Source organism: Streptomyces sp. NBC_00667 (assembly GCF_036226825.1).
Taxonomy (GTDB): domain Bacteria; phylum Actinomycetota; class Actinomycetes; order Streptomycetales; family Streptomycetaceae; genus Streptomyces.
The window spans coordinates 995,526-1,021,747 of the sequence record NZ_CP109022.1 but is presented as its reverse complement, the minus strand read 5'-3'; the positions used below and the strand labels follow the sequence as shown (position 1 = coordinate 1,021,747).

Below are 26,222 nucleotides of genomic sequence, written 5' to 3'. Positions count from 1 at the left end.
GATCGCCCCCTGACTACTTCGCATTCGCAGGAGCACTCCCATGGCTGAAGTCCTCGTCTACGTCGACCACGTGGACGGCGCCGTCCGCAAGCCCACCCTCGAACTGCTGACCCTGGCCCGCCGCATCGGCGAGCCCGTCGCGGTCGCCCTCGGCGCCGGCGCCGAGAACACCGCCGCCGTGCTCGCCGAGCACGGCGCCGTCAAGGTCCTCACCGCCGACGCCCCCGAGTTCGCCGAGTACCTCGTCGTCCCGAAGGTGGACGCCCTCCAGGCCGCCTACGAGGCCGTCTCGCCGGCCGCCGTGCTCGTCCCCTCCTCCGCCGAGGGCAAGGAGGTCGCGGCCCGCCTCGCGGTCCGCATCGGCTCCGGCATCATCACCGACGCCACCGACCTGGAGGCGGGTGACGAGGGCCCGGTCGCGACGCAGTCCGCGTTCGCCGCGTCCTTCACCACCAAGTCCCGCGTCTCCAAGGGCACCCCGGTCATCACCGTCAAGCCGAACTCGGCTCCGGTCGAGGCCGCCCCGGCCGCCGGCACCGTCGAGGCGCTCGCCGTCTCCTTCGGCGCCCTGGCCACCGGCACCAAGGTCGTCTCCCGCACCCCGCGCGAGTCCACCGGCCGTCCGGAGCTGACCGAGGCCGCGATCGTGGTCTCGGGTGGCCGTGGCGTCAACGGCGCCGAGAACTTCCACCTCATCGAGGACCTCGCGGACTCCCTCGGTGCGGCGGTCGGCGCCTCGCGCGCCGCCGTCGACGCCGGCTGGTACCCGCACACCAACCAGGTCGGCCAGACCGGCAAGTCGGTCTCCCCGCAGCTGTACATCGCCTCCGGCATCTCGGGCGCGATCCAGCACCGGGCCGGCATGCAGACCTCGAAGACCATCGTGGCCATCAACAAGGACGCCGAGGCCCCGATCTTCGACCTGGTCGACTACGGCGTGGTCGGCGACCTCTTCACGGTCGTCCCGCAGCTGACCGACGAGATCAAGGCGCGCAAGGGCTGACCTGCGCATCTCTGGGCCCCGGGGCCGTGTGGTGTTCGTCACCGCACGGCCCCGAGTCGTTTGCCGGGTGCGGCGGAGGGACCATTGACGGAGCGGAACCACGTGACTAAATTCTGCTATGCGGATCTAAGCTTCCGTGAAGCGGAAAAGAGGAGAGTGCACGATGGGTCAGCAGGAGAAGGTGGCGACGAGCCTCGCAGGCGCGGTCAGCGAGGGCATCAGCGCCTCCCTCGCGCCGGTGGACGCCGAACTCGCGCGGCACTACCCGGGCGACCCCGGGACCCGCCAGCCCATCCACACGGTCTACGTCCCCGGCGACGTCTTCGCCGCGGACACCATCCGCTCCTGGGGCGACCAGGCCCTGGCGGCCCTCGACGAGCACGCCCCGGACGCCGCCACCTTCGCCAAGGTGCTCGGCATCTCCGACGAGCTCGCCGCACCCGTCTACGAGCGCGTACGCGCCAAGCTCGCCTCCGAGCCCATCGAGGACCTCCGCGTCGACTTCGAGGACGGCTTCGGCGTCCGCTCCGACGCCGAGGAGGACCAGACCGCCGCCCGCGCCGCCCGCCTCGTCTCGGAGGCCTTCGCCAACGGCACGAACGCCCCGTACATGGGCATCCGCATGAAGTGCATGGAGTCCAACGTCCGCGACCGCGGCATCCGCACCACCGACGTCTTCCTCTCCGGGCTCCTGGAACACGGCGACCTGCCCGAGGGCCTCGTGCTCACCCTCCCGAAGGTCACCTACGCCGAGCAGGTCAGCGCGTTCGTCGAACTGCTGGAGGCCTTCGAGAGCGCCCGGGGCCTGCGCCCGGGCCGGATCGGCTTCGAGATCCAGATCGAGACCAGCCAGTCGATCGTCGCCTCCGACGGCACCGCCACCGTGGCCCGCATGATCGAGGCGGCCAAGGGCCGCGCCACCGGCCTGCACTACGGCACCTTCGACTACAGCGCCTGCGTCGGCGTCTCCGCCGCCTACCAGTCGAGCGACCACCCCGCCGCCGACCACGCCAAGGCGATCATGCAGGTCGCCGCCGCGGGCACCGGCGTACGCGTCTCCGACGGCTCGACCAACGTCCTGCCGATCGGTACCACCGAGCACGTACACGAAGCCTGGAAGCTGCACTACGGGCTCACCCGGCGGGCGCTGGCCCGCGCCTACTACCAGGGCTGGGACATGCACCCGGGCCACCTTCCGACCCGGTACGCAGCCGTCTACACCTTCTACCGCGAGGGTCTGGAAGCCGCGGCCGCCCGCCTGAAGGCGTACGTGGCCAAGATCGAGGGTGACGTCATGGACGAGCCCGCCACCGCCAAGGCCCTGGCCGGCTACCTGGTCCGCGGCCTCGACTGCGGGGCGGTCGGGACCGAAGAGGTCACGGCCCTGACCGGCCTCACCCGCGCCGAGCTGGACGCCTTCGCGATCCCGCGCCGCTCGGCGACGCTGAAGACGACCGCCTGACCCCGGCGCGCCCGCCCCGGGCGGCCCGGAGCCCCCCCGCGGGTTTCAGGCCGCCGGGGGCAATTCGCCCGAGCCGCGGGGCACCAGGCGGGTGGGCAGCTCGATGCGGGCCGGGGGCAGATCGGCGCCCGCCAGACGCTGGAAGAGGCGGTCCGTGGCGACCCGCCCCAGGGCCGCCGCGTCCTGGGCGACCACGCTCACCCCGGGACGCAGCAGGTCGGCCAGCTCGAAGTCGTCGAACCCGACCAGGGCCACCGGGCGCGGCTCGGCGGCCAGGACGCGCACCGCCGTGACCGTCACCCGGTTGTTGCCCGCGAACAGGGCGGTGACCGGCTCGGGGGCCGAAAGCATCCGGCGGGCGGCGGCCGCGACCGGGCCGGGCGCGGTCGGTCCCAGGGCCACCCAGGACTCGTCCACGGGCAGCCCGGAGGCCGCCATGGCCGCGCGGTAGCCGCGCAGGCGTTCCGTCGCCGTGTGGATGCGGGGATGGTCGCCGATGAAGCCGATCCGGCGGTGACCCCCGGCTATCAGGTGCGCCACGCCGTCCCGGGCGCCGCCGAAGTTGTCCGACAGGACCACGTCCGCGTCGATCCGCCCCGCGGGGCGGTCCACGAACACCGTGGCCACGCCCGCCCGGATCTCCGGCTCCAGGTAGCGGTGGTCGTCCCCGGCCGGGATCACGATGAGCCCGTCCACCCGGCGGGCGCACAGTGCCAGGGCCAACTCGCGCTCCCGCTCGGGGTCTTCGGCGCTGGAGCCGTTGATGAGCAGCGCCCCGTGGGCGCGGGCCACTTCCTCCACGGCCCGGTTCAGCGGACCGTAGAAGGGGTCGGCCAGGTCCTCCAGGACCAGGCCCACGGTGGCGGTGCGGCCCTTGCGCAGCACGCGGGCGCTGTCGTTGCGCCGGAACCCCAGCGTTTCGATGGCCTCTTGGACGCGCCTTTCGGTGTCGGGGGTGACGCCCGGCTCGCCGTTGACCACCCGGGAGACCGTCTTGAGGCCCACGCCTGCCTGGGCGGCCACGTCCTTCATGGTCGGCCTGTTGCCGTAACGGGGTACGGCGGGGCGGCGGGTGTGGGGCACGGGACCTCCGGCGAAGCGGTCGGGCGGGACGCGGGCGAAGACACGGGCGGGGCACGGACAAGGACGCGGGACCAGGCTCTGACCTTGAGGATAAGCACTCCGCCCGGGAGCGGGTTTCCGTGGCAGGGTGAGGCGGGCAAGCCACTGGGGGCTTCGAGGCGAGCCATCGGAGAGGGGTAGACGTGATTGTCTGGATCAACGGCGCGTTCGGTGCCGGGAAGACCAGCACGGCCCGTGAACTGACCGCACTCCTGCCGGACAGCACCGTGTTCGACCCGGAGTTCGTCGGTGACGCCCTGCGGGTGCTGCTCCCGCGCAAGCGGCTCGCGGAGGTCGCCGACTACCAGGACCTGCCGAGCTGGCGACGGCTCGTCGTGGAGACGGCGGCGGCGATGCTGGCGGAGCTGGGCGGGGTGCTGGTCGTGCCGATGACGCTGCTGCGCCAGGAGTACCGCGACGAGATCTTCGGCGGGCTCGCGGCGCGGCGGATACCGGTGCGGCATGTGCTGCTGGCCCCCGAGGAAACGATTCTGCGCCAGCGGATCGCCACCCGGGAGGAGCCGGGCGCGCCGCAGGAGGTGAACGTCCGGGTCAGGCAGTGGGCGTACGACCACATCCCCGCGTACCGGCAGGCGCTGGGCTGGCTGACGGCCGACGCGCACGTCATCGACAACGGGCGGCTGACGGTGCGCGAGACGGCGGAGCGGATCGCGGAAGCGGTGCGGACGGGGTCGGCGCCGGTGTGCGAGATCGTGCAGACGCCGGAGCCGACGCGGGAGACGGTGGCCTCGGGGGTCCTGCTCTTCGACGGGCAGGGGCGGGTGCTGCTGGTGGACCCGACGTACAAGCCGGGGTGGGAGTTCCCCGGCGGCGTCGTGGAGCCCGGCGAGGCCCCGGCGTGCGCGGGCGTGCGGGAGGTCGAGGAGGAGCTGGGGCTGGCACTGGAGCGGTTGCCGGAGCTGCTGGTGGTCGACTGGGAGCGGCCGGTGCCCCCCGGGTACGGGGGGCTGCGGCTGCTGTTCGACGGGGGACGGCTGGGGGAGCGGGAGATCGCGGAGCTGCGGCTGCCGGGGCCGGAGCTGCGGGAGTGGCGGTTCGTGACGGAGGCGGAGGCGGCCCGCTTGCTGCCGCCGGTCCGCTTCGAGCGCCTGCGGTGGGCCCTGCGTGCCCGCGAACGCGGCCACCCCCTGTACCTGGAGGCGGGCCGGCCGGTGCCGTAGCCCGTGCGGCGGGCAGCGGGCGGACTACGGGGCGGTGAGCGGGCAGCCCGGCGTCAACGCAACCGGCGGCCCCGTACGGGAGGTGCCGGCCTGAAGGTGCCGGCCGGGGCCGGGCCGGACCACGTCGTCAGGCGGCGCCCGCGGCCTTGCGGAGGGTGTCGGCGGTGGCGGTGGTCAGGGGGTCGCCGTGGCCGAAGCAGGCCACGGACGGGGACAGGGCGGCCAGCCGGCGGAAGGAGGCGAGGGCCTGGGCGCCGTCCACGTTGAACACGCCGAGCATGACCTGCCCAACTCCCGCCACGCAGTCCCCGGTGAACAGCACGCCGTGCTCCGGCAGGTGCACGCCGATGCTGCCCGGCGTGTGCCCCGGGGCGTGCACCACCACCGCGCCGCCCCCGAACGGCAGCTGCTCGCCGTCCTCCACCTCCTGGTCCACCGGGGTCGGCGCCGCCTGCGGGGCGGTCAGACCGTGCGCGTACAAGGGGAGTTCCCAGTCCGAGAGCACCGGCTCGGGCACCGGCTGCTCGCCCCGGATCACGGGGGCGTCCAGCCGGTGCGCCACGATCCGCGCACCCCACCGGGCGCCGAGTTCCCCCGCCGAGCCCACGTGGTCGCGGTGGCAGTGGGTCAGTACGATCCGCTCCAGCCGCTCCGGGAGCAGGCCCAGCGAACGGATCGCCCCTTCGATCGCGTCGGCGGCGCCCGCGTGGCCGGCGTCGACCAGCGTCAGGGCCTGGTCGTCCTGCCACAAGTACGCCTGGCCGATGGGGAAACGCAGCATGTGAAGGCGGTGGGGGACGACCTCCACCAGATCGAGTCCGGTCATGGGTCGAACGTAAGCGCGCACCCTCCGCTCCCGGTGCGCGTTTCACCGGAAGCGGAGTTCACCCGTGGCGTAGGTCAAATACCCTTGGACCGGGCGTAGTTCACGAGGAACAGGGCCTCCGCCACCGCCAGACGCTCCAGTTCCTCCGGGGAGACGCTCTCGTTCACCGCGTGGATCTGCGCCTCGGGCTCGCTCAGACCGATCAGCAGCATCTCCGCCTCCGGGTACAGCGACGTCAGCGTGTTGCACAGCGGGATCGACCCGCCCATCCCGCTGACCTGCATTTCCTGGCCGGGGTACGCGACCTCCATGGCCGCCGCCATGGACGCGTACGCGGGGCTGCTCGTGTCGGCCTGGAACGGCTGCCCCTGACCCACGACCTCCAGCTCCAGCCGGGCCTGCCACGGGGTGTGCGCCACCAGGTGCGCCTCCAGCAGCTTGATGGCCTCCGCCGTGTCCACGCCCGGCGGCACCCGCAGGCTGATCAGCGCGCCCGCGCTCGCGTGGACCGACGGCGTCGCGCCGACCACCGGCGGGCAGTCGATCCCGAGGACGGTGACGGCCGGGCGGGCCCAGAGCCGGTCCGCGATCGTGCCCTCGCCGATCAGGCCCACGCCGTCCAGGACCTTCGCGTCGGCCCGGAACTCCGCCTCCGGGTACTGGAGCCCCTCCCAGACCGCGTCCGAGGCCAGCCCGTCCACCGTCGTCGAGCCGTCCTCGGCCCGCAGCGAGTCCAGCACGCGGATCAGGGCGGCCAGCGCGTCGGGCGCCACACCGCCGAACATCCCGGAGTGCAGGTTCCCGGCCAGGGTGTCGATCTTGACCTTGACGAGGGTCATCCCGCGCAGCGTGGCCGTCACCGTCGGCAGCCCCAGCCGGAAGTTGCCCGCGTCGCCGATGACGATGGTGTCGGCGGCCAGCAGCTCCGGGTGCGCCTCGGCGTACTGCTGGAGGCCCCCGGTGCCCTGCTCCTCCGAGCCCTCCACGATCACCTTCACGCCGACCGGCACCCCGCCGTCGGCCTTGAGTGCCCGCAGCGCCAGCAGGTGCATGATGAAGCCGCCCTTGCAGTCGGCGGCGCCGCGCCCGTACCAGCGGCCGTCCCGCTCCGTCAGCTCGAAGGCCGGAGAGATCCAGGCGGCGTCGTCCAGCGGCGGCTGCACGTCGTAGTGGGCGTAGAGCAGGACGGTCGGCGCGCCCTCGGGGCCGGGCAGGTAGCCGTACACCGACTGCGTGCCGTCGGGGGTGTCGAGCAGCGCCACGTCCTGGAAGCCCTCGGCGCGGAGCGCGTCCGCCACCCAGTTCGCGGCGGCCTCGCTCTCGCTCCGGGGGAACTGCGAGAAGTCCGCCACCGACCGGAAGGCCACCAGCTCGGCCAGCTCCTGCCGGGCACGGGGCATCAGCGAGGCGATGGTCTGGGCGACCGGAATCGGCGACATGGGCACGCTCCTCTTGGGTGCGACGTTGATGTACGTGTACGCCTCCCGCATCCGCGTGGTGCGCGTAGGGCGGGTACGGCGAAAGACAGCATCGATCCTCGCACAGCGAGCCGGGACGATCTCTCGCCGTAGGATTTCCCCGGCATCCGAGGAACAGCCTGATCAGGAGCAGCAGCACATCGTGAGCAGCGACGACGAGGTACAGGGCGCGAGCGCAGAGCAGAACGCCACCGGGCGGGCCGACGAGGGGAGCACCGGCGGGAACGGCGAGGTGTGGGACGTGGTCGTGGTGGGGGCCGGACCGGCCGGGGCCTCGGCGGCCCATGCGGCGGCGAGCGCCGGGCGGCGCGTCCTGCTGCTGGAGAAGGCCGAACTGCCCCGGTACAAGACCTGCGGCGGAGGCATCATCGGCCCCTCGCGGGACGCCCTGCCGCCGGGCTTCGTCCTGCCCTTCAAGGACCGGATCAACGCGGTCACCTTCTCGATGAACGGGCGGCTGACCCGGACCCGGCGCTCGCGCGGCATGCTGTTCGGGATGGTCAACAGGGCCGAGTTCGACGCGGCACTGGTCGCGGAGGCGGAGAAGGCGGGCGCGACCGTCCGTACGGGAACGGCCGTGAGCCGCGTCGAGCAGCACGGGGCGGCGGTACCCGACCGGCGTACGGTGGCCGTGGTCCTCGCGGACGGGGAGACGGTGCTGTGCCGGGCCGTGGTCGGCGCGGACGGCAGCGCGAGCCGGATCGGCGCCCATGTCGGCGTCGAGATGGACCAGGTAGACCTCGGCCTGGAGGCGGAAATTCCGGTCCCGCAGACCGTCGCCGAGGACTGGAAGGGGCGGGTGCTCATCGACTGGGGCCCCCTGCCGGGCAGTTACGGCTGGGTCTTCCCCAAGGGCGACACCCTCACGGTCGGCGTCATCTCGGCGAAGGGCGAGGGCGCGGCCACGAAGCGCTACCTGGACGACTTCATCGCCCGCCTGGGTCTGGCCGGATTCGAGCCCGCCGTCTCCTCGGGGCACCTCACCCGCTGCCGGAAGCCCGATTCGCCGCTCTCGCGCGGCCGGGTGCTGGTGGCGGGTGACGCGGCGGGGCTGCTGGAGCCGTGGACGCGTGAGGGCATCTCCTTCGCGCTGCGCTCGGGGCGGCTCGCGGGTGAGTGGGCCGTGAAGATCTCCGAGGCGCAGGACGCGGTGGACGCCCGTCGCCAGGCGCTGAACTACGCCTTCGCGGTCAAGGCGGGGCTGGGCGTGGAGATGGGCGTCGGCACGCGCATGCTGGCGCTGTTCGAGGCGAAGCCCGGGCTGTTGCACGCGGCGATCACCGGCCTGCGTCCGGCCTGGCTGGCCTTCGCCCGGATCACCCGCGGCTCGACGACGCTGGCCGAGCTGGTACGGGCGTACCCGCTCGCCCGCAAGGCCCTGCACGTTCTGGACGGGCGCCAGGCGCGCCGACGCCAGGGCTGAGCCGGCGCGAGTGCCGCCCGGCCCCGTGCGGGGCGGGCGGCCCTCAGCGCGGGTGGCGCAGCTCGCGCGCGTCGCCGCGCTCGCACCTACCCCGGCGCCCCGGCCCCGCGCACCGACCCCGACCGACGGACTCCCCGTCCCCGGCCCCGTACCTGCCCCGCCCGCCGCCCCGAAGCCGCGCCGGGCCGCACGGCGCCCCGAGGACCGGCCTGCGGATGGCTGCCGGCAGCGCCGGGCACCTGCCCGTCGACCCTTCGTCCCGCGCGCCGCGGAGCGACGGACGGGGGAAGCCACGGGCGGCCGAAACGATCCGTCGCTCTTCTGTTCGTCGTATGAATGCAGGGGAGTTCGGCTTTTTCGGCCCGGCTCCGCGTCTACTGTTCCTCGGGTCCCCCCCTGCCGCCGTCGGAGGAACAGCCATGGCCCGCGCCCGCGTCGTGAAGGCGCTGTACGCCGCTGCGACCGTCCTCCTCCTGGTCGCCACGGCGCCCGCCTGCACGGCCCCGGCCGCAGCCCCGTCGGCCGCCGCGCGGACCTCCGCACCGGCTCCGGCTCCCGTCGCGCCGCCCGGCCCGCGGGCCCCCGGCGTGCGGGGCCTGGAGGTCGCGGTCCCCGCCTACGTGGGGGCGGACGCCCCGATGCTGTCCGCTCTGGCCGCCGCCGGCCCGGCCGTATCGGTGGTCGTCCTCAACCCGGGCAACGGCGACTCCCCGTTCGACGCCCGCTGGCAGGCCCGCGCGGACGCCCTGCGCGCCGGCACCACGGCGACCGGCGAGCGGACAAAGGTGCTCGGCTACGTCCACACCGACCACGGCAACCGCGACGTGGCCGCCGTCAAGGCCTCCGTGGACAACTACGTGAAGACGCCCGACGGCCGCCTGCACGTCGACGGCGTCTTCTTCGACGTCGTCGGCCGGGACTGCGGCCCCGCGAACGCCACCCGCGACCTGTACGAGCAGCTGCGCCACTACGTCGAGGACGCCATGCACGCCACCGATCCGTCCGCAGGGGACCTGGTGGTGAACAACCCGGGCACCGCCATCGCGGACTGCTACCTGGAACCCGGCCACCGTACGGCCGACGTCTTCGTCACCTTCGAGGACACCTACGCCGCCTACACCTCCGGAGGCTGGCTGGGCGGCAACGTCTTCAACACGTCCGGCGGCTACCGCGCCGGCAGCGAACTCGACCCGAGCGGCACGGCGTTCTGGCACCTCGTCCACGACGTCCCGGACGCCTCCGCCATGCGCTCCACGCTCCGCACCGCCTTCGACCGAGGCGCGGGCTACGCCTACGCAACCAGCGCCGCCATGCCCAACCCGTGGAACACGCCACCGGCCTGGCCCTACTCCGGCCAGACCGGCTTCGCCACCCTCGGCTAGCGACGGCGGGGCCGGACGCCGTCAGATGATCGGGGACGCCTCCCTCCACAGCCGCGCGAGGGGGTGTCCGGCGTCATCGGGGCCGGTCAAGGGGAGGCGGTTCCACAGGGTCGCGTACAGCCGGGCCGCCTCGCCCGCCAGATCGAGGTCCGCCGGGGTCCCGGAGTCCCCCCGCGCCGTGCGCGGCGGCTCCTGCGACAGGTGCACCGTCCACACCGCGCCCGTGTCGGTCGCCCGTATCCGTATGACCTGGGGCTTCTCGCTGCGCACCCCGCTGCGCGAGCGGGCGTGGAAGCCGGTCAGCAGCTCGTCCACCCCGTCCTCGGCGAACTCCGGGGTCACCATGGAGAACGGGACGCCGAGCGCAGCCTGCGCGTCGAACCGGTGCACCGTCGTCTCGTGCGCCTGACGGCGGGCCCAGAACCCCAGGGGGGACGGCGCGGTCGGCAGGAACGTCCAGCACTCCACATCCGCCGGAGCCTCGCCCAGCGTCCGCACCAGCGCCGCGTGCCCCTCCCGGAACCAGGCCAGCAGCTCGGACCCCGTCGCGTCCGGTGCCTGCGGGAACGGACCCGGTTCCGTCACCGCGCCCCCGACGTACCCGGCCGCCCAGCGGTGGACCGCCCCGGTGTGCCGCAGCAGATCGGCGACCCGCCAGTCGGGGCAGGTCGGCACCGGGGCGTCCGTACCCGCGCGTTCGGCCGCCTGGGCCATCAGCTCGCCCTCGCGGGCCAGCGTCTCCACAAAGTCGATGATCTCCATGGACGGGAGTGTGCCAGCCACCCCTGACAATGGGGACATGGAAGGGGAACTCTTCCCGCGCGAGCGGACCGAGATCGCCCCCGGCGCGGTGCACCTGCCCGACTGGCTCGACCGGCGCCGGCAGCGCGAGCTGCTCACCGCCTGCCGCGAGTGGGCCCGGCCGCCGGGGGGGCTGCGCACCGTGCACACCCCCGGCGGCGGGACGATGACCGCCCGCCAGGTGTGCCTGGGGCTGCACTGGTACCCGTACGGATATGCGCGTACCGCCGTCGACGGCGACGGCGCGCCGGTCAAGCCGATGCCCCCCTGGCTTGCCGCACTCGGGCGCACCGCCGTCACCGACGCCTACGGGCGGCCACCGGACGAGGCGTACGACATCGCCCTCGTCAACTTCTACGACGGCGACTCCCGCATGGGCATGCACAGGGACTCCGACGAGAAGTCGGCGGCCCCCGTCGTCTCCCTCAGCCTCGGCGACTCCTGTCTGTTCCGCTTCGGCAACACCGCCTCGCGCGGCCGCCCGTACCAGGACGTGGAACTGCGCAGCGGCGACCTGTTCGTCTTCGGCGGACCGAGCCGGCTCGCCTACCACGGGGTGCCGAAGGTCATGCCCGGCACCGCGCCGCCCGAGCTGGGTCTGACGGGGCGGCTGAACATCACACTGCGGGTCGGCGGCCTCCTGCCCTGATCGGCGCCCGGCCCCTCCCGCTCGTGCGAGGATCGCTGTCATGAACGGCAACGGGGCCCCGCGGCGGGTGGGGGACGCGTCCACGGTGTCCACGGTCTCATCGGCGGCCTCCGCCGCCGACCGGGCAGCGGCGGCCACGAGGACCAGACTGGAGCGGGGCCGCGGCGCGCTGGGCCCCGCGTTGGAACTCGTGCACACCGGCCGTGCCCCGACCCGGGCGGTGCTGACCGCCAAGCTGGGCGTCACCCGCGCCACCGCCGGAGCGGTCGCCGCCGAACTGGAGGCGCTCGGCCTGATCCGCGTCGACTCCCGCCCCGGTGGCGCCGGCGGTACCCAGGGCCGGCCCTCGCACCGGCTCGCCGTGGAGGAGAACGGCCCGGTCGCGCTGGCCGCCCAGGTGCACCCGGACGGCTTCCGGGCCGCCCTCGTCGGCCTCGGCGGCCGGATCGTGGCCACGGCCCCCGGCAAGGTCACCGTCTCCGCCGACCCGGCGCAGGTCCTCGGCGCCGTCGTCGACGCGGGCGCCGCGCTGCTCGCCGAGTCCGGGCGGCGCTGCATCGGCGCGGGCCTCGCCGTTCCCTCTGCGGTCGCGGAGCCCGAGGGAACCGCACTGAACCCCCTGCACCTGGCCTGGCCGGCCGGATCCCCGGTCCGGGCCATCTTCGCCGAACGGGTGAAAGCTGCCGGGATCGACGGCCCCGCCCTCACCGGCAACGACGTCAACCTCGCCGCGCTCGCGGAGCACCGCCACGGCGCGGGCCGCAGCGCGCAGCACCTGCTGTGCGTGGCCACCGGCCACCGGGGGGTCGGCGGGGCGCTGGTGCTCGACGGCCGCCTGCACACCGGCAGCGCCGGTCTGGCCCTGGAGGTCGGCCACCTCACCGTGAACCCGGAGGGGCGGGCCTGTCACTGCGGGAGCCGGGGTTGCCTCGACGTGGAGGCGGACCCGCTGGCCTTCCTGACGGCGGCGGGCCGTACGCCCGGCCCCGAGGTGTCGCTGCTCCAGCAGGCGCGGGACCTGTTGCACGCCGAGTTCGCGGATCCGGCCGTACGGGCGGCCGCCGAGGAACTCATCGACCGGCTGGGACTGGGGCTGGCGGGTCTGGTGAACATCCTGAACCCGGACCGGATCATCCTGGGCGGTCTGCACCGGGAGCTGCTCCAGGCGGATCCGGAGCGGCTGCGCGCGGTGGTCGCGGACAGGAGCCTTTGGGGGCGCAGCGGCGGGGTGCCGATCCTGCCGTGCACCCTGGACCACAACAGCCTGGTCGGCGCGGCGGAGCTGGCGTGGCAGCCGGTGCTGGACGACCCGCTGGGGGCGCTGGGCACCGCCGCCTGAGGGCGGGGCAGGGTGTGCAGGCTGCCGGCCGGGGCCGGGGGCCGGGAGGCGGCGTGCTCCGGGTCCCGGCGGTGGGGGTGCGGCGGGCGCGGGCTACCCGGGCCTGGTGCCGGCCCGGGCCGATACCGGCACGGCTGCGACGACGGCCGCCGGTTCCACGGCGTAGAGCGCCGCCGGGGCGGGCTCTCGTACAGCCTTGGAGGAGATCCGCACGGTTCGGGTCGGCGCCGTGGAGGCGGGAGCCGCCCGCAGGGAGAACCAGACCACCTTGCCGGGCCCCTCCTGCTGGTGCCGGGCACCCCAGGCCTCGCTGATCGCGGCCACGAGCGCGAGGCCGCGTCCGCAGGTCTCCAGAGCCGCGGACTCGCGCACCACGGGCAGCCGCGGATCGCTGTCGTGCACAGAGACGGTGAGCCGGCCCAGCCGGAATTCGATCTCCACCCTGCAGACCTTGTCCGGCTGCGCGTGGCGGTGCACGTTGCTGAGCAGCTCCGTCACGCCGAGCGCGGCCCGGTCGATGAGGGGGTCGAGCTGCCAGTGACGCAGTTGTGCAGAAACGATTCTGCGGATCTGGCCGATCCGCGCGGGCAGGGCCTGCAGTTCGACGACGCAGTGCCTGCGGGAATGACTTATCACGGCTGCGACTCCCCGACATGAGTGTTACGGGTGCTGCACCCTCTGTGACGCCTCACCAGGGTCACCCACGGTGCGCCGGTGTGCAACCGAACGGGCCCGATGATCTGGTCCCGGTGTCCGGCACCCGTCCGAAAGCCGTCGGTCCGCCGTCCGAAAGCCGCCTGCGGGTGCGCGGCGGGCCGTTCCGCAGCCCGGACGCAGGCCGCTCACCCGGCCCCCTAAAGCCATGCGCATGGAAACCCAAAGGAACTGTTTGCGCAGGTGAGGGAGGTACATTGCGAAGGCAGGGGGCCACGGAAGTGATGAAGGAGCAAGGCGCATGAGCACGACCAGTACCACCGCCCGAGTCGACGACGTCGACCGCAGCGACGCGGACTACCGGGCCTGGCTGAACGAAGCCGTGCGCAAGGTCCAGGCCGATGCCAACCGGTCCGCCGACACCCACCTGCTGCGCTTCCCGCTCCCCGAGGAATGGGGCATCGACCTCTACTTGAAGGACGAGTCCACGCACCCGACCGGCTCCCTCAAGCACCGGCTGGCCCGTTCCCTGTTCCTGTACGCCCTGTGCAACGGCTGGATCCGTCCCGGCCGCCCGGTCATCGAGGCCTCCTCCGGTTCGACCGCGGTCTCCGAGGCGTACTTCGCCAAGCTGATCGGTGTCCCGTTCGTCGCCGTCATGCCGCGCACCACCAGCCCCGAGAAGTGCCGCCTCATCGAATTCCACGGCGGCACCTGCCACTTCGTGGACGACCCCATGAAGATGTACGAGGAGTCCGCGGAGCTGGCGGCACGCACCGGCGGGCACTACATGGACCAGTTCACCTACGCGGAGCGGGCCACGGACTGGCGCGGCAACAACAACATCGCGGAGTCGATCTACCAGCAGCTGCGCCTTGAGCGGTACCCGGAACCGACCTGGATCGTGGCGACGGCCGGAACCGGCGGCACCTCCGCGACGATCGCGCGCTACGTCCACTACATGCAGCACGACACCCGGATCTGCGTGCCCGACCCGGAGAACTCCTGCTTCTTCGACGGCTGGACCCAGGGCGACCCGGACGCGAGCAGCGATTGCGGTTCGCGCATCGAGGGAATCGGCCGCCCCCGGATGGAACCGAGCTTCGTGCCCGGCGCCATCGACCGCATGATGAAGGTGCCGGACGCGGCGAGCGTCGCCGCGTGCCGGGCCCTGGAGCAGGCCATCGGGCGCAAGGCGGGCGGCTCGACCGGCACGGGCCTGTGGAGCGCGCTCAAGATCGTCTCGGAGATGGTGGCGCAGGGCCGTACGGGCAGTGTCGTGACCCTGCTGTGCGACCCGGGCGACCGCTACCTCGACAAGTACTACTCGGACGAATGGCTGGCGGCGCAAAAGCTGGACATCGCCCCGTACACGAAGACCATCGAGACGCTGCTGACGACGGGGACCTGGCGGGAACCCTCGGCCTGATCGGGGCGTGCCCGCCGGCCCGGGCCGGTCAGGCCGGTGGCCGACCCCGGGCGGTGAGACGGGCGGTGAGGGGGCGTGCGCGCCCGGCCCGGGCTAGGTCAGGCCGGTGGCCGGTTCCGGGCGATCAGGCGGGCGTCGAGGGCTCCGACCGCCGAGCGGAACGAGTGCCCGAGCCCGGGGCGGGCCGCGGCGAGGGCGAACCGGAGCGGGGCCGGTCCGTCCGCCGCGAAGGTCCACCGGATCCGCGTCCCGGAACCGGACGGGCTCAGCCGCCACTCCTCCAGCAGCGCCCGCAGACCGGGGACGTTGGTCTCGTCCACCCGGTACGCGTAGCACCGTCCCGGCTCCGCCGCCATGACGGTCTCCCGGAACCGGACTCCGCCCACCAACCCGATCTCACGGCCCGCACCGCCGTGCGTCGGGCGGGCCAGGGTGACCGCCCTGAACCAGGTCGGCCAGTCCGCCACCTGCTCGGCGAGCGCCCGGTAGACCGGCGCCGGCGGCTGTGTCACGCGCGCCGTGAAGACCAGCCGGACCGGCGCCGTCCCGGCGAAGTCCAGCTCCACTGCCCGGAGTCGGCGAGCCATCGGGTTACCCCCTGGAGAGAGACGGAGCGGAACGCCGCACCCTACCCGCCGGCCCGTCAGATGTCTCCGGGTCGTCCGGGGAGGCTCCTCAGGGGCCCGCCGCCGAGCCGGCCGGGAGCGCCGGCAGGTCCTCCGGGAACAGCAGGGTGAGCTCGTCCGTGCCCGGGTCGCTCAGCTGCGCCACACGTCCGGCGTGGCGCTCGACCATGGACTCGAAGGTCTGGCGGGCGGTGCGGCCGTTGCCGAAGGCGGGGCCCTTGGGGAGCTCCGTGAAGTACGACAGCAGCGCCTTCGCGGTGCCCTCGCCCAGCCGGTACTCGTGCTCCTCCGCCTGCTGCTCCACGATGCGCAACAGCTCCTGCGGCCCGTAGTCGCCGAAGGTGATGGTCCGGGAGAAGCGGGACGCCACACCGGGGTTGACGGTCAGGAACCGCTCCATCTCCGCCGTGTACCCGGCGACGATCACCACCACCGCGTCCCGGTGGTCCTCCATCAGCTTCACCAGCGTGTCGATCGCCTCGCGCCCGAAGTCGCGCCCCGAATCCTCCGGCGCCAGGGCGTACGCCTCGTCGATGAACAGCACACCGCCCCGCGCCCGTTCGAACGCTTCCTGCGTACGGATCGCCGTGGACCCGATGTGCTCGCCGACGAGGTCCACCCGGGACACCTCGACCAGGTGGCCCCGCTCCAGGACCCCGAGGGAGGCGAGGATCTCCCCGTACAGCCGGGCGACGGTGGTCTTGCCGGTGCCCGGGGAGCCGGTAAAGACCAGGTGCCGGCGCACCGACGCCGCCTTGAGGCCCGCCTGCTGCCGCCTGCGGCCCACCTCGATCATGTCGGTGAGGGCGCGCACTTCACGCTTGACGCTGTCCAGGCCCACCAGCGCGTCGAGCTGGCCCAGCACCTCGCCGGAGCCCCGGGCCGGAGCGGCGTCGGGGTCCGGCTCGTCGGCGGGACGCGGCGGCGGTACGCCGACTGCTCCCGGTGCGGGGCTCTGCGCGGCCGTCACCGTACGGATCCCGGCGCGCTCGCGGGCCAGGCCGCCGGCGGCCGCCGACTGGGCGGCGAGGCGCGGCCCGGACTCGTCGCTGGTGCAGCCCTCCGCCACCGGGCCGTCCTCCGCGAACTCGTAGCCGCCGCGCGCGCAGCGCTCGGTGTGGCACTTGGCCAGCGAGGTGCGGCTGCCGTCGATCACATGGAAGCCGAAGCCGGAGCTGCCGCTCACCCGGCACGCGGTGAACGTGCCGCGGCCGCCCGCCGAGACGTAGAAACCTGCCTCGGCGGGGGAGGTGACCACGCAGCGGTCCAGGACCGGGTCGGCCCCCTTGGTGACGATCACGCCCGTCTGGACGGAGTCGATGGAGCAGTTGGCGAGGGTGCCGCCGCTGCCGTGGTCGCGGAACCAGGCCCCGGTCGCCGCCTCCCGGATCCGGCAGTCGTCCAGCTGCGCGGTGGCCCCGTCGCTCACCGAGACGGCCGTGTTCCGCACCTGCGACAGGTCACTGTCCACCACGTCCGCGCGGGAGCCGCGGTCCAGGACGAACAGCGCGTCCGGTACGTCGTGCACCCGGCAGGAGTCCAGCGAGGCCGTGGCCCCGTCGCTGATCCACACCGCCGGATAGTCACCCGTGCTGTCGTGGATCTCGCAGGACCGGGCGTCCACCCGGGTCCCCGGATCCCAGACCGACAGGCCGTTGCGGCCGAACCGGCGCACGGTGGTGCGGCTCAGCGTGAGCACCGAACGCGAGCGGAGGTCCACCGCGTTCTCCGGGACGTCGTGGATGTCGCAGCCGGCCAGGGTGAGGACGGCGTCGGTGTCGAGGGTGACCCCGTCGGCCGACGTACGGTGCACCGCGCAGTCGGTGAGCCGGGCGGCGGCCCGCGCCGCTATCTGCACGCCGGTGCCCTTGACCTCGTACACCTCGCACCCCAGCGCCTCCAGACCGGAGCCCTCCCCGGTGACGGCGATGCCCGCGCCCGTGGCGTGGTGGATGCGGCAGCGCTCCAGGCGCGGGTGGCCGCCCCGCACCGAGATGCCGCTCTGCCCGGCCGCCACGACCTCGCACTCCTCGAACACACCGCCGCCGCCGTCGAGTACGGCGATGCCCACCCCGGCCGGGTTCTCGACCGTGCACCGGCGCACCAGCGGCCTGGCCCCGGCGCCGCGGACCTCGATGCCGGCCGACGAACGGGTGCTGACCCGCAGGTCGGTGAGTTCGGGCGAGCCGTCCTCGACGAGCAGCGCGGGCGCCGTCCGGTCCTGGCCCTCCAGGTACAGGTCCTGCACCACGGCCGAGGCGCTCACGGTCAGGGCGACGCCGTCGGGCGGGGCGATGCGCACGGATCCGACCGCGCCCTCGGGTCCACGGAGGGTGACGGCGTGGCGCAGTACCAGGTTCTCCCGGTAGGTGCCGGGCGCGATCGACAGGACGTCCCCGTCGCCGGCGACGGCGAGCGCGGCGGTCAGTGTCGCGTACTCACCGGAGCGGCGCCGCCAGCGCGAAGCCCCGCCGTGTGTCACCTGGACCGTGCCCTGAGCCATGGTGCTGTCGTGCCCCCCACCCTCGTCCTCGCGTGCGGCAGTCACCGCCGGAGTCGCCCGGCGGCCGGCCTGCCCGGTCCACCGTAGCGCGCGCGGGGCTGGTGGGTTGCCAGGTCAGCTGCCCGCGTCCGCCCGGCCCCAATCCGGCCCGACCGCCGCCCACGCCCGGTCCAGGCGTATGTACCGCCGGTGCATGAGCCGCCGTACGATCAGCCGCCGGACCGTCTCCACCAGCGCGGCCACGCCCAGGGCGGCGGCCAGGCCGGCCATCACGGCGTGGAACGAGGCGGCGGACGCCGCGAGCGGCTGCCCCACGAGCCGGCCGCTGGTGTCCGTCCATATCCGGAACCGGTCACCGGCCCTGGGCGGTTCCTCGGCGGCCGGAACCGTCCCCTGGTGGATGCTGCCGTCCGGCGCCGTCCACGAGGCGAGGATCCGGGTCCGCTGCGGTGTCTGCGGCCCCGCCGACTTGTCGGCGGCGACGCCGCCCCCGGGCGTGGCCTGGGCCGGCCGGAGCACCACCGCCGGGACGAGGTACCGCTCCTGCCGCTGCTCGTGCACGGCGCGCTGCAGCGTATCGTCCACCCTCGCGCCCGCGAGCCAGCCTACGGCCGGTGCGATCACCAGGACGCACACCGCCGCGGCAAGCGCCAGCCACGCTTCGAAAAGATCAGTTCTGCGGCGCAGCGGATTGCGCCGCCAACGCCACACACCCACTGCTGTCCACACGGTCCGGCACCCCCTCGCCTCCGCCTGCTCCCGTCCCAGCTTCCCGCATGCCCGGCGGACGCGCATGCCGGAACGCGAGAGACATGCGCACCCGGCCCAGGGCCCCGTCCGGAGCACGTTCCCCCGTGCCCCGTCCGTGCCCTTGCCCGCACGTCTCGAATGATCCAACGGCGCCGTGGTGCCCGCTGGTTCCGGCGGGCGGGCGGAGCCCCTCGAAGGTGTTATTCCAGAACGCGGACCTCGTCGCCCACGCGCACCGTTCCCAGCGTCACCGGCACCACCTGCCGGCCGAACGCCAGCGACTTCCCGATCCGCCGGTGCCTGGCCAGCGTCTTCAACGGTTCCTTGCCGCGTTCCGCGGTCGACTGGTCGGTGGTCGTGACGATGCACCGTCCGCACTCGCGCACCCCGCGGAACACGGCGTCCCCGATGGCGATGCGCCGCCAGCCGTCCTCGGCCCACGCCTCGGCGCCGGCCACGACCAGGCTCGGGCGGAAGCGGTCCATCGGCAGCGGCCCCTCCTCCGGGTGGCTGCCCTCGGCTATCAGCGCGTTGAGGGCGTCCAGCGAAGCGAGGGTCGTGACCAGCAGCGGATAGGCGTCCGCGAGGCTCACCGTCTCGCCCGGCAGTGCGTAGTCCGGGTCCACGGGGCGGCGTACGGAGGGATCGTCCAGGTACACGAGACGGGCGGGAAGGCCGAGGTACGCGGAGAGCCAGTCGGCCGCGGCCGTCGACGCGACCACGGTCTCGATCTTCTTACCGAACAGGACGACCGGCTCCAGCGGACCCGGCTCCGGCACCTCCACGACCAGATCCGCCGCGCCCGGCGCCGAAAGCGCCACCCGGCCGTCCTCCAGCGGACGTGCAGATGCCAACGCCAGGCGGGCCTGCTGGCGTTGGGTGATGACCGCGCCCTCGATGTCGATCACGGCCCACCGGCGGTCACCGGAGAGCCCCCAGGGCTCCACGGCCATTTCGGCGGGTGCGATCCCCGCCATCGACTTGACGGGGTAGACGTGGAGCGACTGGACGTACAGGTTCGACATGAGTGCAGTTTGCCAGTAGCCGCCCCCGCGGCACCCGGCACCTCTTCCCACAGGGCCGCGCGGGGGTCAGCCGCCGCGGCCGTGCTCCGTCGGCCGCGGCCTAGTTGTATTGATCACGAGCGTTGTTAACAGAGCCGGGTCTTGATCATGGCGAAGACCTCCGGTGTGGTGGAGGTGTCTAGGCTCCACACCACACACGGAGGTCTTCGTGTCCCACCGTAATGCCCGGCTGACGGTTCACGGCAGGCGGATCCTGGTCGAGCGGGTTCTGGCCGGGCGGCCGGTCGCCCACGTGGCCGCCGAGATGGGCATATCCCGGCCCACCGCCCACAAATGGGTCCGCCGCTGGCGGGCCGAAGGCGAGGGCGGCCTGCACGACCGTTCCAGCAGGCCGCGTACGACCCCGCACCGCACCCCCGCGACGATCGAGGCCCGCGTCTGTGACCTGCGCCGAAGCCGCAAGCTCGGGCCGGCCCGCATCGGCCCGGTCCTGGGCCTGCCCGCCTCCACCGTCCACCGGATCCTGGCCCGCCACGGCCTGAACCGGCTGGCCTGGCTGGACCGGCCCACCGGCCAGCCGATCCGCCGCTACGAACGGGCCCGACCGGGCGAACTGGTCCACGTCGACATCAAGAAGCTCGGGAACATCCCCGAAGGCGGCGGATGGCGCGTGGTGGGCCGGGCGGCAGGCGACCGCAACCGCCAAGCCACCACCGACCAGCGCAAAAGCTCCACGCCGGTCATCGGCTACAGCTACATCCACTCCGCCGTCGACGACCACTCCCGCCTGGCCTACAGCGAGGTCCTCACCGACGAACGCAAGCAGACGGCCGTCGCCTTCTGGCAGCGAGCCCAGGCGTTCTTCACCGCCCACGGGATCACCGTTGAACGCGTCCTGACCGACAACGGCTCCTGCTACAAGTCCAAGCAGTTCACCCAGACCCTGGCCGCGGCCGGCATCACCCACAAGAAGACCAGGCCCTACCGGCCGCAGACCAACGGCAAAGTCGAACGCTTCAACCGCACCCTCCTCGACGAATGGGCCTACCTACGGCCCTACCAATCGAACAACGAGCGGACAGCGGCCCTGGCAGACTTCCTCCACACCTACAACCACCACCGCTGCCACACCGCACTGGACGGCAAGCCGCCCATCAGCCGAGTGAACAACGCTGCGGGTCAATACACCTAGTAGCCGCGCCCCTGGTAGGGGCGGCCGTACGGGTCCTCGTACGAGGGGGCCTGCACGGGCGCCTGCATCGGGCGCGGGGCGGCCGGGCGCATCGCCTCGTACCCGGCGCCGGTCGGGACCGGCCGGGGCTGCTGCGGCTGGGGGGCGTACCCGGCGCGGGCGCCGACCGGCTGCTGCTGGGGCACGTACGGCGCGGGTGCGTTCTGCAGCGGCACGGGCATCTGCATCTGCGGGGCGGCCTGCTGCTGGTAGGGGTACCCGTACGCCGGGGCGCTCTGCTGCTGGGGCATCGAGGGCGCCGCCGGGAGGGCGGGCAGGGCGGACGGGAGGGCCGGCAGGTACCCACCGCTCGAATAACCGGAACCGGGGGTGTCGTAGGCGGCCGGAACGCGGATCGGGGCGATCTGCGGAGTGCCGCGTTCGGCGACGAGGGAATCGTAGATGGGGGTGTCCGGGAAGGAGGGCGCGGAGTAGTAACCGCCGCCATAAGTGGAGCGGGGGGAGGTCATGGGACCTAAGTTAAGCCCACGGCTTCACGGGGTCCATAGCAAGGTGCCGTCAACCCCGCCCTGACCTGCATATTCCCAGGTCAGGGCCACAGCTTTCACTTCACGTTCACGTGCACGATTCGCGACTTCCACCCCATCTTGTTCCTACTCGTACCCACCGGTTGGGGGTTGCACGTACTTGGCCTTGACGCAGCGTCACCACGCGCGCTTCTGCGGCCTGACCTCGTATGACGCTCCTTCAGCCGGTCCGAGAGGGGTCAGGCGTCGCTGGGCCGGGCGTAGGTACGGCCCTTCCAGGCGCCGCCGCGGCCGCGGTAGTGCAGGACGGCCGAATCGACGGTCATCAGGAGGTAGAGCAGCGCCGTGAACGGAAGCAGCGGCGCGAGGGCGGCGGGCTGACGGTAGTACCGCAGCATCGGCAGATAGGTTCCGGCCATCAGCAGCCAGGCCAGGCCCCCCGCCCAGGCGACGGGCGGGCGGTCCAGCAAGAGCCCGGCGAACAGGGCGGCCGGCGGCACGAGGTAGACGAGCACGAGCCCGGCCACCGTCCCCGCCAGCAGCAGCGGTTGGTGGCGCAGTTGGGCGTAGGCGCTCCGCGAGACCATCCGCCACAGGTCGCCCAGCGCCGGGTACGGGCGCACGCTGTCCACCCGCTCCGCCAGCCCGAGCCAGATCCGGCCACCGGAGCGCCGGACGGCGCGGGCGAGGGAGACGTCGTCGATCACGGCCTGCCGGATCGAGTCGGGCACCCCGGCGCGGACGGCGGCCTCCGTACGAAGGAGCACACAGCCGCCGGCGGCGGCCGCGGTCCGCCCGCCCGGGCGGTTGATCCGGCGGAAGGGGTACAACTGCGCGAAGAAGTACACGAAGGCCGGTACGACGAGCCGCTCCCAGAACGTGGCCACCCGCAGCCGGGCCATCAGCGAGACGAGATCGAGGCGGGCGGAGGTCGCGGCGGCGACGAGCTCGCGCAGGCTGTCCGGCTCGTGCGCGATGTCGGCGTCGGTGAGCAGCAGGTACTCCGGTTCGGTGGGGCGGGCGGTACGGGCGTGCGCGATGCCGTGCCGCAGGGCCCAGAGCTTTCCGGTCCAGCCGGGCTCGGGGGCGCCGGGGGAGACGACGGTCAGGGGCAGCCCCGGGAGTTCCCCGGCCAGGCGCCGGGCGAGTTCGGAGGTGCCGTCCGTACTGCCGTCGTCGACCAGGATCACCTCGGCGGCGCCGGGGTAGTCCTGGGCGAGGAGCGAGGGGAGGCTGCGGGGGAGCACCTCCGCCTCGTCCCTGGCCGGGACGACGATGGCGACGGAAGGCCAGCGGGCGGGGGCGGTGCGCGGGGGGAGGCGGACGTCGGTGCGCCAGAACATGCCCTGGGCGAGAGTGAGCCAGAGCCAGGCGGCGAGGGAGGCACAGGCGGCGGCGAGGAGGATGCCCATGGGCGCAGTGTGCCGAACGGGAGGGGCCGTGTCGCGCATCCACGCATCCGTACGTGCGCGCCGGGTGGCGCACCCGCCCATCCGGGCATCGGTACCTGCGCGCCGGGTCGCCGCGTGCGGGGTGCCGTCGGCGGTGCGGGGATCCGGGCGGGGCAGGTGGGGCGCTGCTTCGAGGTGCGGGTCGCGGGGCGGTCGCCGGTCGGAAGGAACCGGTACCTGCGGGCCGGGAGGGGCCGGTAAGTGCGGGCCGCCGGGCGCCGGTGCGGGCGGCGTCGCGGAGGCGGAGGGCCGCGTCGATTAAGGTGACCAGGTGAAGATCGCCCTCATGGACTCCGGAATCGGCCTCCTCGCGGCGGCCGCCGCGATGCGACGGCTGCGGCCCGACGCCGATCTGCTGCTGTCGTGTGACCCCGAGGGGATGCCCTGGGGGCCGCGTACTCCCGCCGACCTCACCGGGCGGGCCCTCGGCGTCGCCCGGGCGGCCGCCGAGCACCGTCCGGACGCCCTGGTCGTCGCCTGCAACACCGCCTCGGTCCACAGCCTGCCCGCGCTCCGCGCGGCGCTGGAGCCGGCCATCCCGGTCATCGGGACCGTCCCCGCGATCAAGCCGGCCGCGGCTTCGGGCGGCCGGGTCGCGATCTGGGCGACTCCCGCCACCACCGGCAGCCCGTACCAGCGCGGGCTGATCGAAGCGTTCGCCGCCGGAGCCCAGGTCACCGAGGTGCCCTGCCCCGGCCTCGCGGACGCCGTCGAGCGCGGGAACGAGGACGCCGTCGTGCGGGCCGTCGCCGCGGCCGCCGCGCTGACCCCGGCCGACGTCACCGACGTCGTACTCGGCTGCACCCACTACGAGCTGGTCGAGACGCCGATCCGGGCCGCCCTCGCCGAGCGGACCGGCGGCGCCGAGCTCGTCTTCCACGGCTCCGCCGAGGCGGTCGCCGTACAGGCGCTGCGCCGCATCGGCGCCCGCCCCGAGCCGGACCTGCCCCGGACCGGCGGCCTGACCGTGCTGCTCGGCGGGCGGCAGGGCCCCTTGCCCGCCGCCGCCCTCGGATACGCCGAAGGCCGCCTGCTCGCCGAGGGCGCGCCCCTCGCGCACTGACCCGGGGCCGGTCCGGGGCCGTGCCGGTGTGGGGACGGGCCGGGCCCGGGCGCACGGCGTGCCGCGTCGCCGATGAGTTCCCGGTCCGGGGAGAGTCGACAGACAGACGGCAATTCCCGCAGCGAAGGGCGGCAGGACATGTTTTTCACCCACGTACTCGCCGTGGCCCCGGTGAGTGACTTCGAATCCGCCGTGCTCTGGTACGAGCGCCTCATGGGCAGGCCGGCCGATGCGCGGCCGATGGACGGCCTCGCCGACTGGCACGTTTCCCCGTCCGCCTGGGTGCAGGTCTTCCGGTCGCCCGAGCACGCCGGGACGACCCTGCTCAACCTCGTCGTGGACGACCTGGACCAGGCGCTTGACGAGCTGGCCGGTCGCGGCATCGCCGCGGGGGAGGTCCAGCCGGGCGCCGAGAAGGTGCGGTTCGCCGCCGTCCACGACCCCGACGGCAATCGGGTCACCTTGGTCGAGAACCCGGTGGCGTAGCTCCGGGACCCCTTCCGCCGAGGGACATATCGAGTCGCCTTCCCGATGGCCCGTGGGTAGGGTGGAGGATAGAACGAGACGATACGTCTCGTGTCGCTTGTCGGTCTCCGAACGGATCCACAGCGGCCCGCCCCGCCCCATGGAGGAATCGCCCTTGCGTACTCCCGCCCCACTCGCCTCCACCCAGATCGTCCTGTCCGAGGTCACGAAGGCCTACGACGCCCGGGTGGTACTGGACCGCGTCAGCCTCACGGTCCGGCCCGGTGAGCGGGTCGGCGTCGTCGGCGACAACGGCTCCGGCAAGTCCACGCTGCTCCGGCTCCTCGCCGGCCGCGAGCGCCCCGACCACGGACAGGTCACCGTCACCGCGCCCGGCGGGGTCGGCCACCTCGCCCAGACCCTCGACCTGCCCCCGACCGCCCGCGTCCGCGACGCGATCGGCCTCGCGCTCGCCGAACTGCGCGAGCTGGAGCGCCGGATCCGCACCGCCGAAGCAGGGCTCCGGCAGGCCGGCCCCGAGGAACTCGCCGCGTACGCCGACCTCCTCACCGCCTACGAGTCCCGCGGCGGCCCCGACGCCGAACGGCGCGTGGCGACCACCCTGCGCCGGCTCGGCGAGCGCACCGCGCCCGATCCGGACCGGCGGCTCGGCACCCTCTCCGGCGGGCAGCGCTCACGCCTGGCCCTCGCCGCGACCCTGGCCGCCGAACCGGAGCTGCTCCTGCTGGACGAGCCGACCAACGACCTCGACGACGAAGCCGTCGGCTGGCTGGAAGACCACCTGCGCGCCCACCGCGGCACCGTCGTCGCCGTCACCCACGACCGGCTCTTCCTGGACCGCGTCACCACCGCCATCCTGGAAGTCGACCAGGACCGCCGCACCGTACGCCGGTACGGCAACGGGTACGCCGGGTTCCTGACCGGCCGCGCCGCCGAACGCGCCCGCTGGGAGCGGCAGTACGAGCAGTGGCGCGAGCAGATCCGGGACGCGCAACGCCTCGCCGACACCAACATCGGCCGCTTCGCCGCGATCCCGCGCAAACTCCCGCGCGGTTTCAGCGGGGCCGGCGCGTTCCGGGCCCGCTCGCGCACCCACGGCGCGGCCGGCCGGATCCGGACCGCCCGCGAACGCCTGCACCGGCTGACCGAGAACCCGGTGCCGCCGCCCCCCAGCCCGCTCCGCTTCACCGGGCGGTTCACGGCGGGCGCCGCGGGCGTGGTGGAGGCCGACGGGCTCGCCGTGCCGGGACGGCTCGCGCCGACCTCCTTCCGGCTCGAACCCGGGGAGCGGCTCCTGGTCACGGGGCCCAACGGGGCGGGGAAGTCCACGCTGCTGCACCTCCTCGCGGGCGAGCTCACCCCCGGGCGCGGCTGCGTGCGCACGCCCCCGCGCGTCGGCCTGCTGCGTCAGGACGACCCCCTGGGGCGGGAGGCCCGCTCCGTCACGGAGCTGTCCGGCCCGCAGTACGCGGACCAGGTCGCCGCCCTCGGCCTGCTGGCCCCGCCCGACCTGACCCGCCCCGTCCGGGACCTTTCCGCGGGACAGCGCCGCAAGCTGGAACTGGCCCGGCTGGTGAGCGCCCCGCTGGACGTGCTGCTCCTCGACGAGCCGACCAACCACCTGGCCCCGGCCGTGGTGGAGGAACTGGAAGCGGCGCTGGCCGACTTCACCGGAACCCTGGTCCTGGTCACCCACGACCGGCGGCTCCGCAGCGCCTTCCGGGGTCGCCGTCTGGAGCTGACCCCCGAGCCCCGGCCTGCCCCGGCGAGCCGCTGAGCCGGCACCCCGGCCGCCCGCGTACCCGGGCAGTGGCACGCGCAGCGGCCCCGCCACTCGTCCGGGATCGCCG

General features: G+C 73.8%; 23 protein-coding genes. 12 read left to right on the top strand and 11 right to left on the bottom strand.

The features are described from left to right. The first annotated feature begins 40 nt into the window (after window positions 1-40). Window positions 41-1,003 (top strand): electron transfer flavoprotein subunit alpha/FixB family protein, encoded by a 963-nt coding sequence (locus OHA81_RS04920; RefSeq protein ID WP_329193121.1) that lies wholly within the window; start codon window positions 41-43, stop codon window positions 1,001-1,003. Between the two features lie 163 nt (window positions 1,004-1,166). Beyond that, window positions 1,167-2,465: a DUF6986 family protein gene (locus OHA81_RS04915; RefSeq protein WP_329193120.1), complete on the top strand. Its 1,299-nt coding sequence runs from the start codon at window positions 1,167-1,169 to the stop codon at window positions 2,463-2,465. Between the two features lie 45 nt (window positions 2,466-2,510). On the opposite strand, the gene OHA81_RS04910 is transcribed toward OHA81_RS04915, so the two are convergent. Then, complete coding sequence (locus OHA81_RS04910; protein WP_329201992.1) at window positions 2,511-3,497, bottom strand: LacI family DNA-binding transcriptional regulator; 987 nt, start codon at window positions 3,495-3,497, stop codon at window positions 2,511-2,513. Between the two features lie 233 nt (window positions 3,498-3,730). On the opposite strand from OHA81_RS04910, the gene OHA81_RS04905 reads away from it, so the two are divergent. Next, a complete protein-coding gene (locus tag OHA81_RS04905; protein WP_329193119.1) occupies window positions 3,731-4,768 on the top strand; it encodes an NUDIX hydrolase in 1,038 nt (345 codons plus the stop codon). 127 nt (window positions 4,769-4,895) lie between these two features. Here OHA81_RS04905 and OHA81_RS04900 read toward each other — a convergent pair whose 3' ends face one another. Then, window positions 4,896-5,594: an MBL fold metallo-hydrolase gene (locus tag OHA81_RS04900; RefSeq protein WP_329193117.1), complete on the bottom strand. Its 699-nt coding sequence runs from the start codon at window positions 5,592-5,594 to the stop codon at window positions 4,896-4,898. 74 nt (window positions 5,595-5,668) lie between these two features. Beyond that, window positions 5,669-7,033, bottom strand: coding sequence for a dipeptidase (locus OHA81_RS04895; RefSeq protein WP_329193115.1), 1,365 nt, complete (start codon window positions 7,031-7,033; stop codon window positions 5,669-5,671). Between the two features lie 271 nt (window positions 7,034-7,304). On the opposite strand from OHA81_RS04895, the gene OHA81_RS04890 reads away from it, so the two are divergent. Together OHA81_RS04890 and OHA81_RS04885 are read left to right on the top strand one after the other, a co-directional pair. After that, window positions 7,305-8,495, top strand: coding sequence for a geranylgeranyl reductase family protein (locus tag OHA81_RS04890; RefSeq protein ID WP_329201991.1), 1,191 nt, complete (start codon window positions 7,305-7,307; stop codon window positions 8,493-8,495). 419 nt (window positions 8,496-8,914) lie between these two features. Continuing rightward, complete coding sequence (locus OHA81_RS04885; RefSeq protein ID WP_329193113.1) at window positions 8,915-9,877, top strand: spherulation-specific family 4 protein; 963 nt, start codon at window positions 8,915-8,917, stop codon at window positions 9,875-9,877. Between the two features lie 21 nt (window positions 9,878-9,898). On the opposite strand, the gene OHA81_RS04880 is transcribed toward OHA81_RS04885, so the two are convergent. Next, on the bottom strand, window positions 9,899-10,639 hold the full coding sequence (locus OHA81_RS04880) for a maleylpyruvate isomerase family mycothiol-dependent enzyme (protein WP_329193112.1): 741 nt from the start codon (window positions 10,637-10,639) through the stop codon (window positions 9,899-9,901). Between the two features lie 37 nt (window positions 10,640-10,676). Here OHA81_RS04880 and OHA81_RS04875 point away from each other — a divergent pair, with 37 nt between their 5' ends. After that, the gene (locus tag OHA81_RS04875) at window positions 10,677-11,327 is read left to right on the top strand and encodes an alpha-ketoglutarate-dependent dioxygenase AlkB family protein (protein WP_329193110.1); all 651 of its coding nucleotides are present in this window, start codon (window positions 10,677-10,679) and stop codon (window positions 11,325-11,327) included. A 40-nt stretch (window positions 11,328-11,367) separates the two neighbouring features. Beyond that, window positions 11,368-12,666, top strand: a complete 1,299-nt coding sequence (locus OHA81_RS04870) for an ROK family protein (protein ID WP_329193108.1) — start codon at window positions 11,368-11,370, stop codon at window positions 12,664-12,666. 93 nt (window positions 12,667-12,759) lie between these two features. On the opposite strand, the gene OHA81_RS04865 is transcribed toward OHA81_RS04870, so the two are convergent. Beyond that, window positions 12,760-13,302 carry an ATP-binding protein gene (locus tag OHA81_RS04865; protein WP_329193106.1) on the bottom strand — a complete coding sequence of 181 codons (543 nt, stop codon included), beginning with the start codon at window positions 13,300-13,302 and terminating at the stop codon, window positions 12,760-12,762. Between the two features lie 319 nt (window positions 13,303-13,621). On the opposite strand from OHA81_RS04865, the gene OHA81_RS04860 reads away from it, so the two are divergent. Beyond that, complete coding sequence (locus tag OHA81_RS04860) at window positions 13,622-14,749, top strand: PLP-dependent cysteine synthase family protein (protein WP_329193104.1); 1,128 nt, start codon at window positions 13,622-13,624, stop codon at window positions 14,747-14,749. A 98-nt stretch (window positions 14,750-14,847) separates the two neighbouring features. Here the strand turns inward: OHA81_RS04860 and OHA81_RS04855 are convergent, their stop codons facing one another. The 4 genes from OHA81_RS04855 to OHA81_RS04840 form a co-directional block, all read right to left on the bottom strand. After that, a complete protein-coding gene (locus OHA81_RS04855; protein ID WP_329193102.1) occupies window positions 14,848-15,336 on the bottom strand; it encodes an SRPBCC family protein in 489 nt (162 codons plus the stop codon). Between the two features lie 88 nt (window positions 15,337-15,424). After that, window positions 15,425-17,878, bottom strand: coding sequence for a right-handed parallel beta-helix repeat-containing protein (locus tag OHA81_RS04850; protein WP_329193100.1), 2,454 nt, complete (start codon window positions 17,876-17,878; stop codon window positions 15,425-15,427). A 114-nt stretch (window positions 17,879-17,992) separates the two neighbouring features. Then, window positions 17,993-18,673 (bottom strand): Rv1733c family protein, encoded by a 681-nt coding sequence (locus tag OHA81_RS04845; protein WP_443056441.1) that lies wholly within the window; start codon window positions 18,671-18,673, stop codon window positions 17,993-17,995. A 155-nt stretch (window positions 18,674-18,828) separates the two neighbouring features. Then, window positions 18,829-19,653: an MOSC domain-containing protein gene (locus OHA81_RS04840; protein WP_329193096.1), complete on the bottom strand. Its 825-nt coding sequence runs from the start codon at window positions 19,651-19,653 to the stop codon at window positions 18,829-18,831. A 208-nt stretch (window positions 19,654-19,861) separates the two neighbouring features. Between OHA81_RS04840 and OHA81_RS04835 the strand changes: the two genes are divergently transcribed. Then, entirely contained in the window at window positions 19,862-20,845 is a 984-nt protein-coding gene (locus tag OHA81_RS04835; protein ID WP_329192635.1) for an IS481 family transposase, read from the top strand. On the opposite strand, the gene OHA81_RS04830 is transcribed toward OHA81_RS04835, so the two are convergent. Both OHA81_RS04830 and OHA81_RS04825 read right to left on the bottom strand, forming a co-directional pair. After that, the gene (locus OHA81_RS04830; protein ID WP_329193094.1) at window positions 20,842-21,354 is read right to left on the bottom strand and encodes a DUF6643 family protein; all 513 of its coding nucleotides are present in this window, start codon (window positions 21,352-21,354) and stop codon (window positions 20,842-20,844) included. The two genes, OHA81_RS04835 and OHA81_RS04830, sit on opposite strands and share 4 nt — an antisense overlap. Window positions 21,355-21,611: 257 nt before the next feature. Further along, on the bottom strand, window positions 21,612-22,784 hold the full coding sequence (locus tag OHA81_RS04825; protein ID WP_329193092.1) for a glycosyltransferase: 1,173 nt from the start codon (window positions 22,782-22,784) through the stop codon (window positions 21,612-21,614). A 310-nt stretch (window positions 22,785-23,094) separates the two neighbouring features. Between OHA81_RS04825 and OHA81_RS04820 the strand changes: the two genes are divergently transcribed. From OHA81_RS04820 to abc-f, 3 genes are all read left to right on the top strand, one after another. Beyond that, window positions 23,095-23,886, top strand: a complete 792-nt coding sequence (locus OHA81_RS04820) for a glutamate racemase (protein WP_329193091.1) — start codon at window positions 23,095-23,097, stop codon at window positions 23,884-23,886. Window positions 23,887-24,024: 138 nt separating this feature from the next. Beyond that, window positions 24,025-24,372 carry a VOC family protein gene (locus OHA81_RS04815; RefSeq protein ID WP_329193090.1) on the top strand — a complete coding sequence of 116 codons (348 nt, stop codon included), beginning with the start codon at window positions 24,025-24,027 and terminating at the stop codon, window positions 24,370-24,372. Window positions 24,373-24,511: 139 nt separating this feature from the next. Beyond that, window positions 24,512-26,149, top strand: coding sequence for a ribosomal protection-like ABC-F family protein (abc-f, locus tag OHA81_RS04810; protein ID WP_329201989.1), 1,638 nt, complete (start codon window positions 24,512-24,514; stop codon window positions 26,147-26,149). Window positions 26,150-26,222: the final 73 nt, after the last annotated feature.

Coding starts and splice junctions, on each gene's coding strand:
- OHA81_RS04920 (WP_329193121.1), top strand. CDS start 41: ATGGCTGAAGTCCTCGTCTACGTCGACCACGTGGACGGCGCCGTCCGC.
- OHA81_RS04915 (WP_329193120.1), top strand. CDS start 1,167: ATGGGTCAGCAGGAGAAGGTGGCGACGAGCCTCGCAGGCGCGGTCAGC.
- OHA81_RS04910 (WP_329201992.1), bottom strand. CDS start 3,497: ATGAAGGACGTGGCCGCCCAGGCAGGCGTGGGCCTCAAGACGGTCTCC.
- OHA81_RS04900 (WP_329193117.1), bottom strand. CDS start 5,594: ATGACCGGACTCGATCTGGTGGAGGTCGTCCCCCACCGCCTTCACATG.
- OHA81_RS04895 (WP_329193115.1), bottom strand. CDS start 7,033: ATGTCGCCGATTCCGGTCGCCCAGACCATCGCCTCGCTGATGCCCCGT.
- OHA81_RS04885 (WP_329193113.1), top strand. CDS start 8,915: ATGGCCCGCGCCCGCGTCGTGAAGGCGCTGTACGCCGCTGCGACCGTC.
- OHA81_RS04880 (WP_329193112.1), bottom strand. CDS start 10,639: ATGGAGATCATCGACTTTGTGGAGACGCTGGCCCGCGAGGGCGAGCTG.
- OHA81_RS04875 (WP_329193110.1), top strand. CDS start 10,677: ATGGAAGGGGAACTCTTCCCGCGCGAGCGGACCGAGATCGCCCCCGGC.
- OHA81_RS04870 (WP_329193108.1), top strand. CDS start 11,368: ATGAACGGCAACGGGGCCCCGCGGCGGGTGGGGGACGCGTCCACGGTG.
- OHA81_RS04860 (WP_329193104.1), top strand. CDS start 13,622: ATGAGCACGACCAGTACCACCGCCCGAGTCGACGACGTCGACCGCAGC.
- OHA81_RS04855 (WP_329193102.1), bottom strand. CDS start 15,336: ATGGCTCGCCGACTCCGGGCAGTGGAGCTGGACTTCGCCGGGACGGCG.
- OHA81_RS04850 (WP_329193100.1), bottom strand. CDS start 17,878: ATGGCTCAGGGCACGGTCCAGGTGACACACGGCGGGGCTTCGCGCTGG.
- OHA81_RS04845 (WP_443056441.1), bottom strand. CDS start 18,673: ATGCGCGTCCGCCGGGCATGCGGGAAGCTGGGACGGGAGCAGGCGGAG.
- OHA81_RS04840 (WP_329193096.1), bottom strand. CDS start 19,653: ATGTCGAACCTGTACGTCCAGTCGCTCCACGTCTACCCCGTCAAGTCG.
- OHA81_RS04830 (WP_329193094.1), bottom strand. CDS start 21,354: ATGACCTCCCCCCGCTCCACTTATGGCGGCGGTTACTACTCCGCGCCC.
- OHA81_RS04825 (WP_329193092.1), bottom strand. CDS start 22,784: ATGGGCATCCTCCTCGCCGCCGCCTGTGCCTCCCTCGCCGCCTGGCTC.
- OHA81_RS04815 (WP_329193090.1), top strand. CDS start 24,025: ATGTTTTTCACCCACGTACTCGCCGTGGCCCCGGTGAGTGACTTCGAA.
- abc-f (WP_329201989.1), top strand. CDS start 24,512: ATGGAGGAATCGCCCTTGCGTACTCCCGCCCCACTCGCCTCCACCCAG.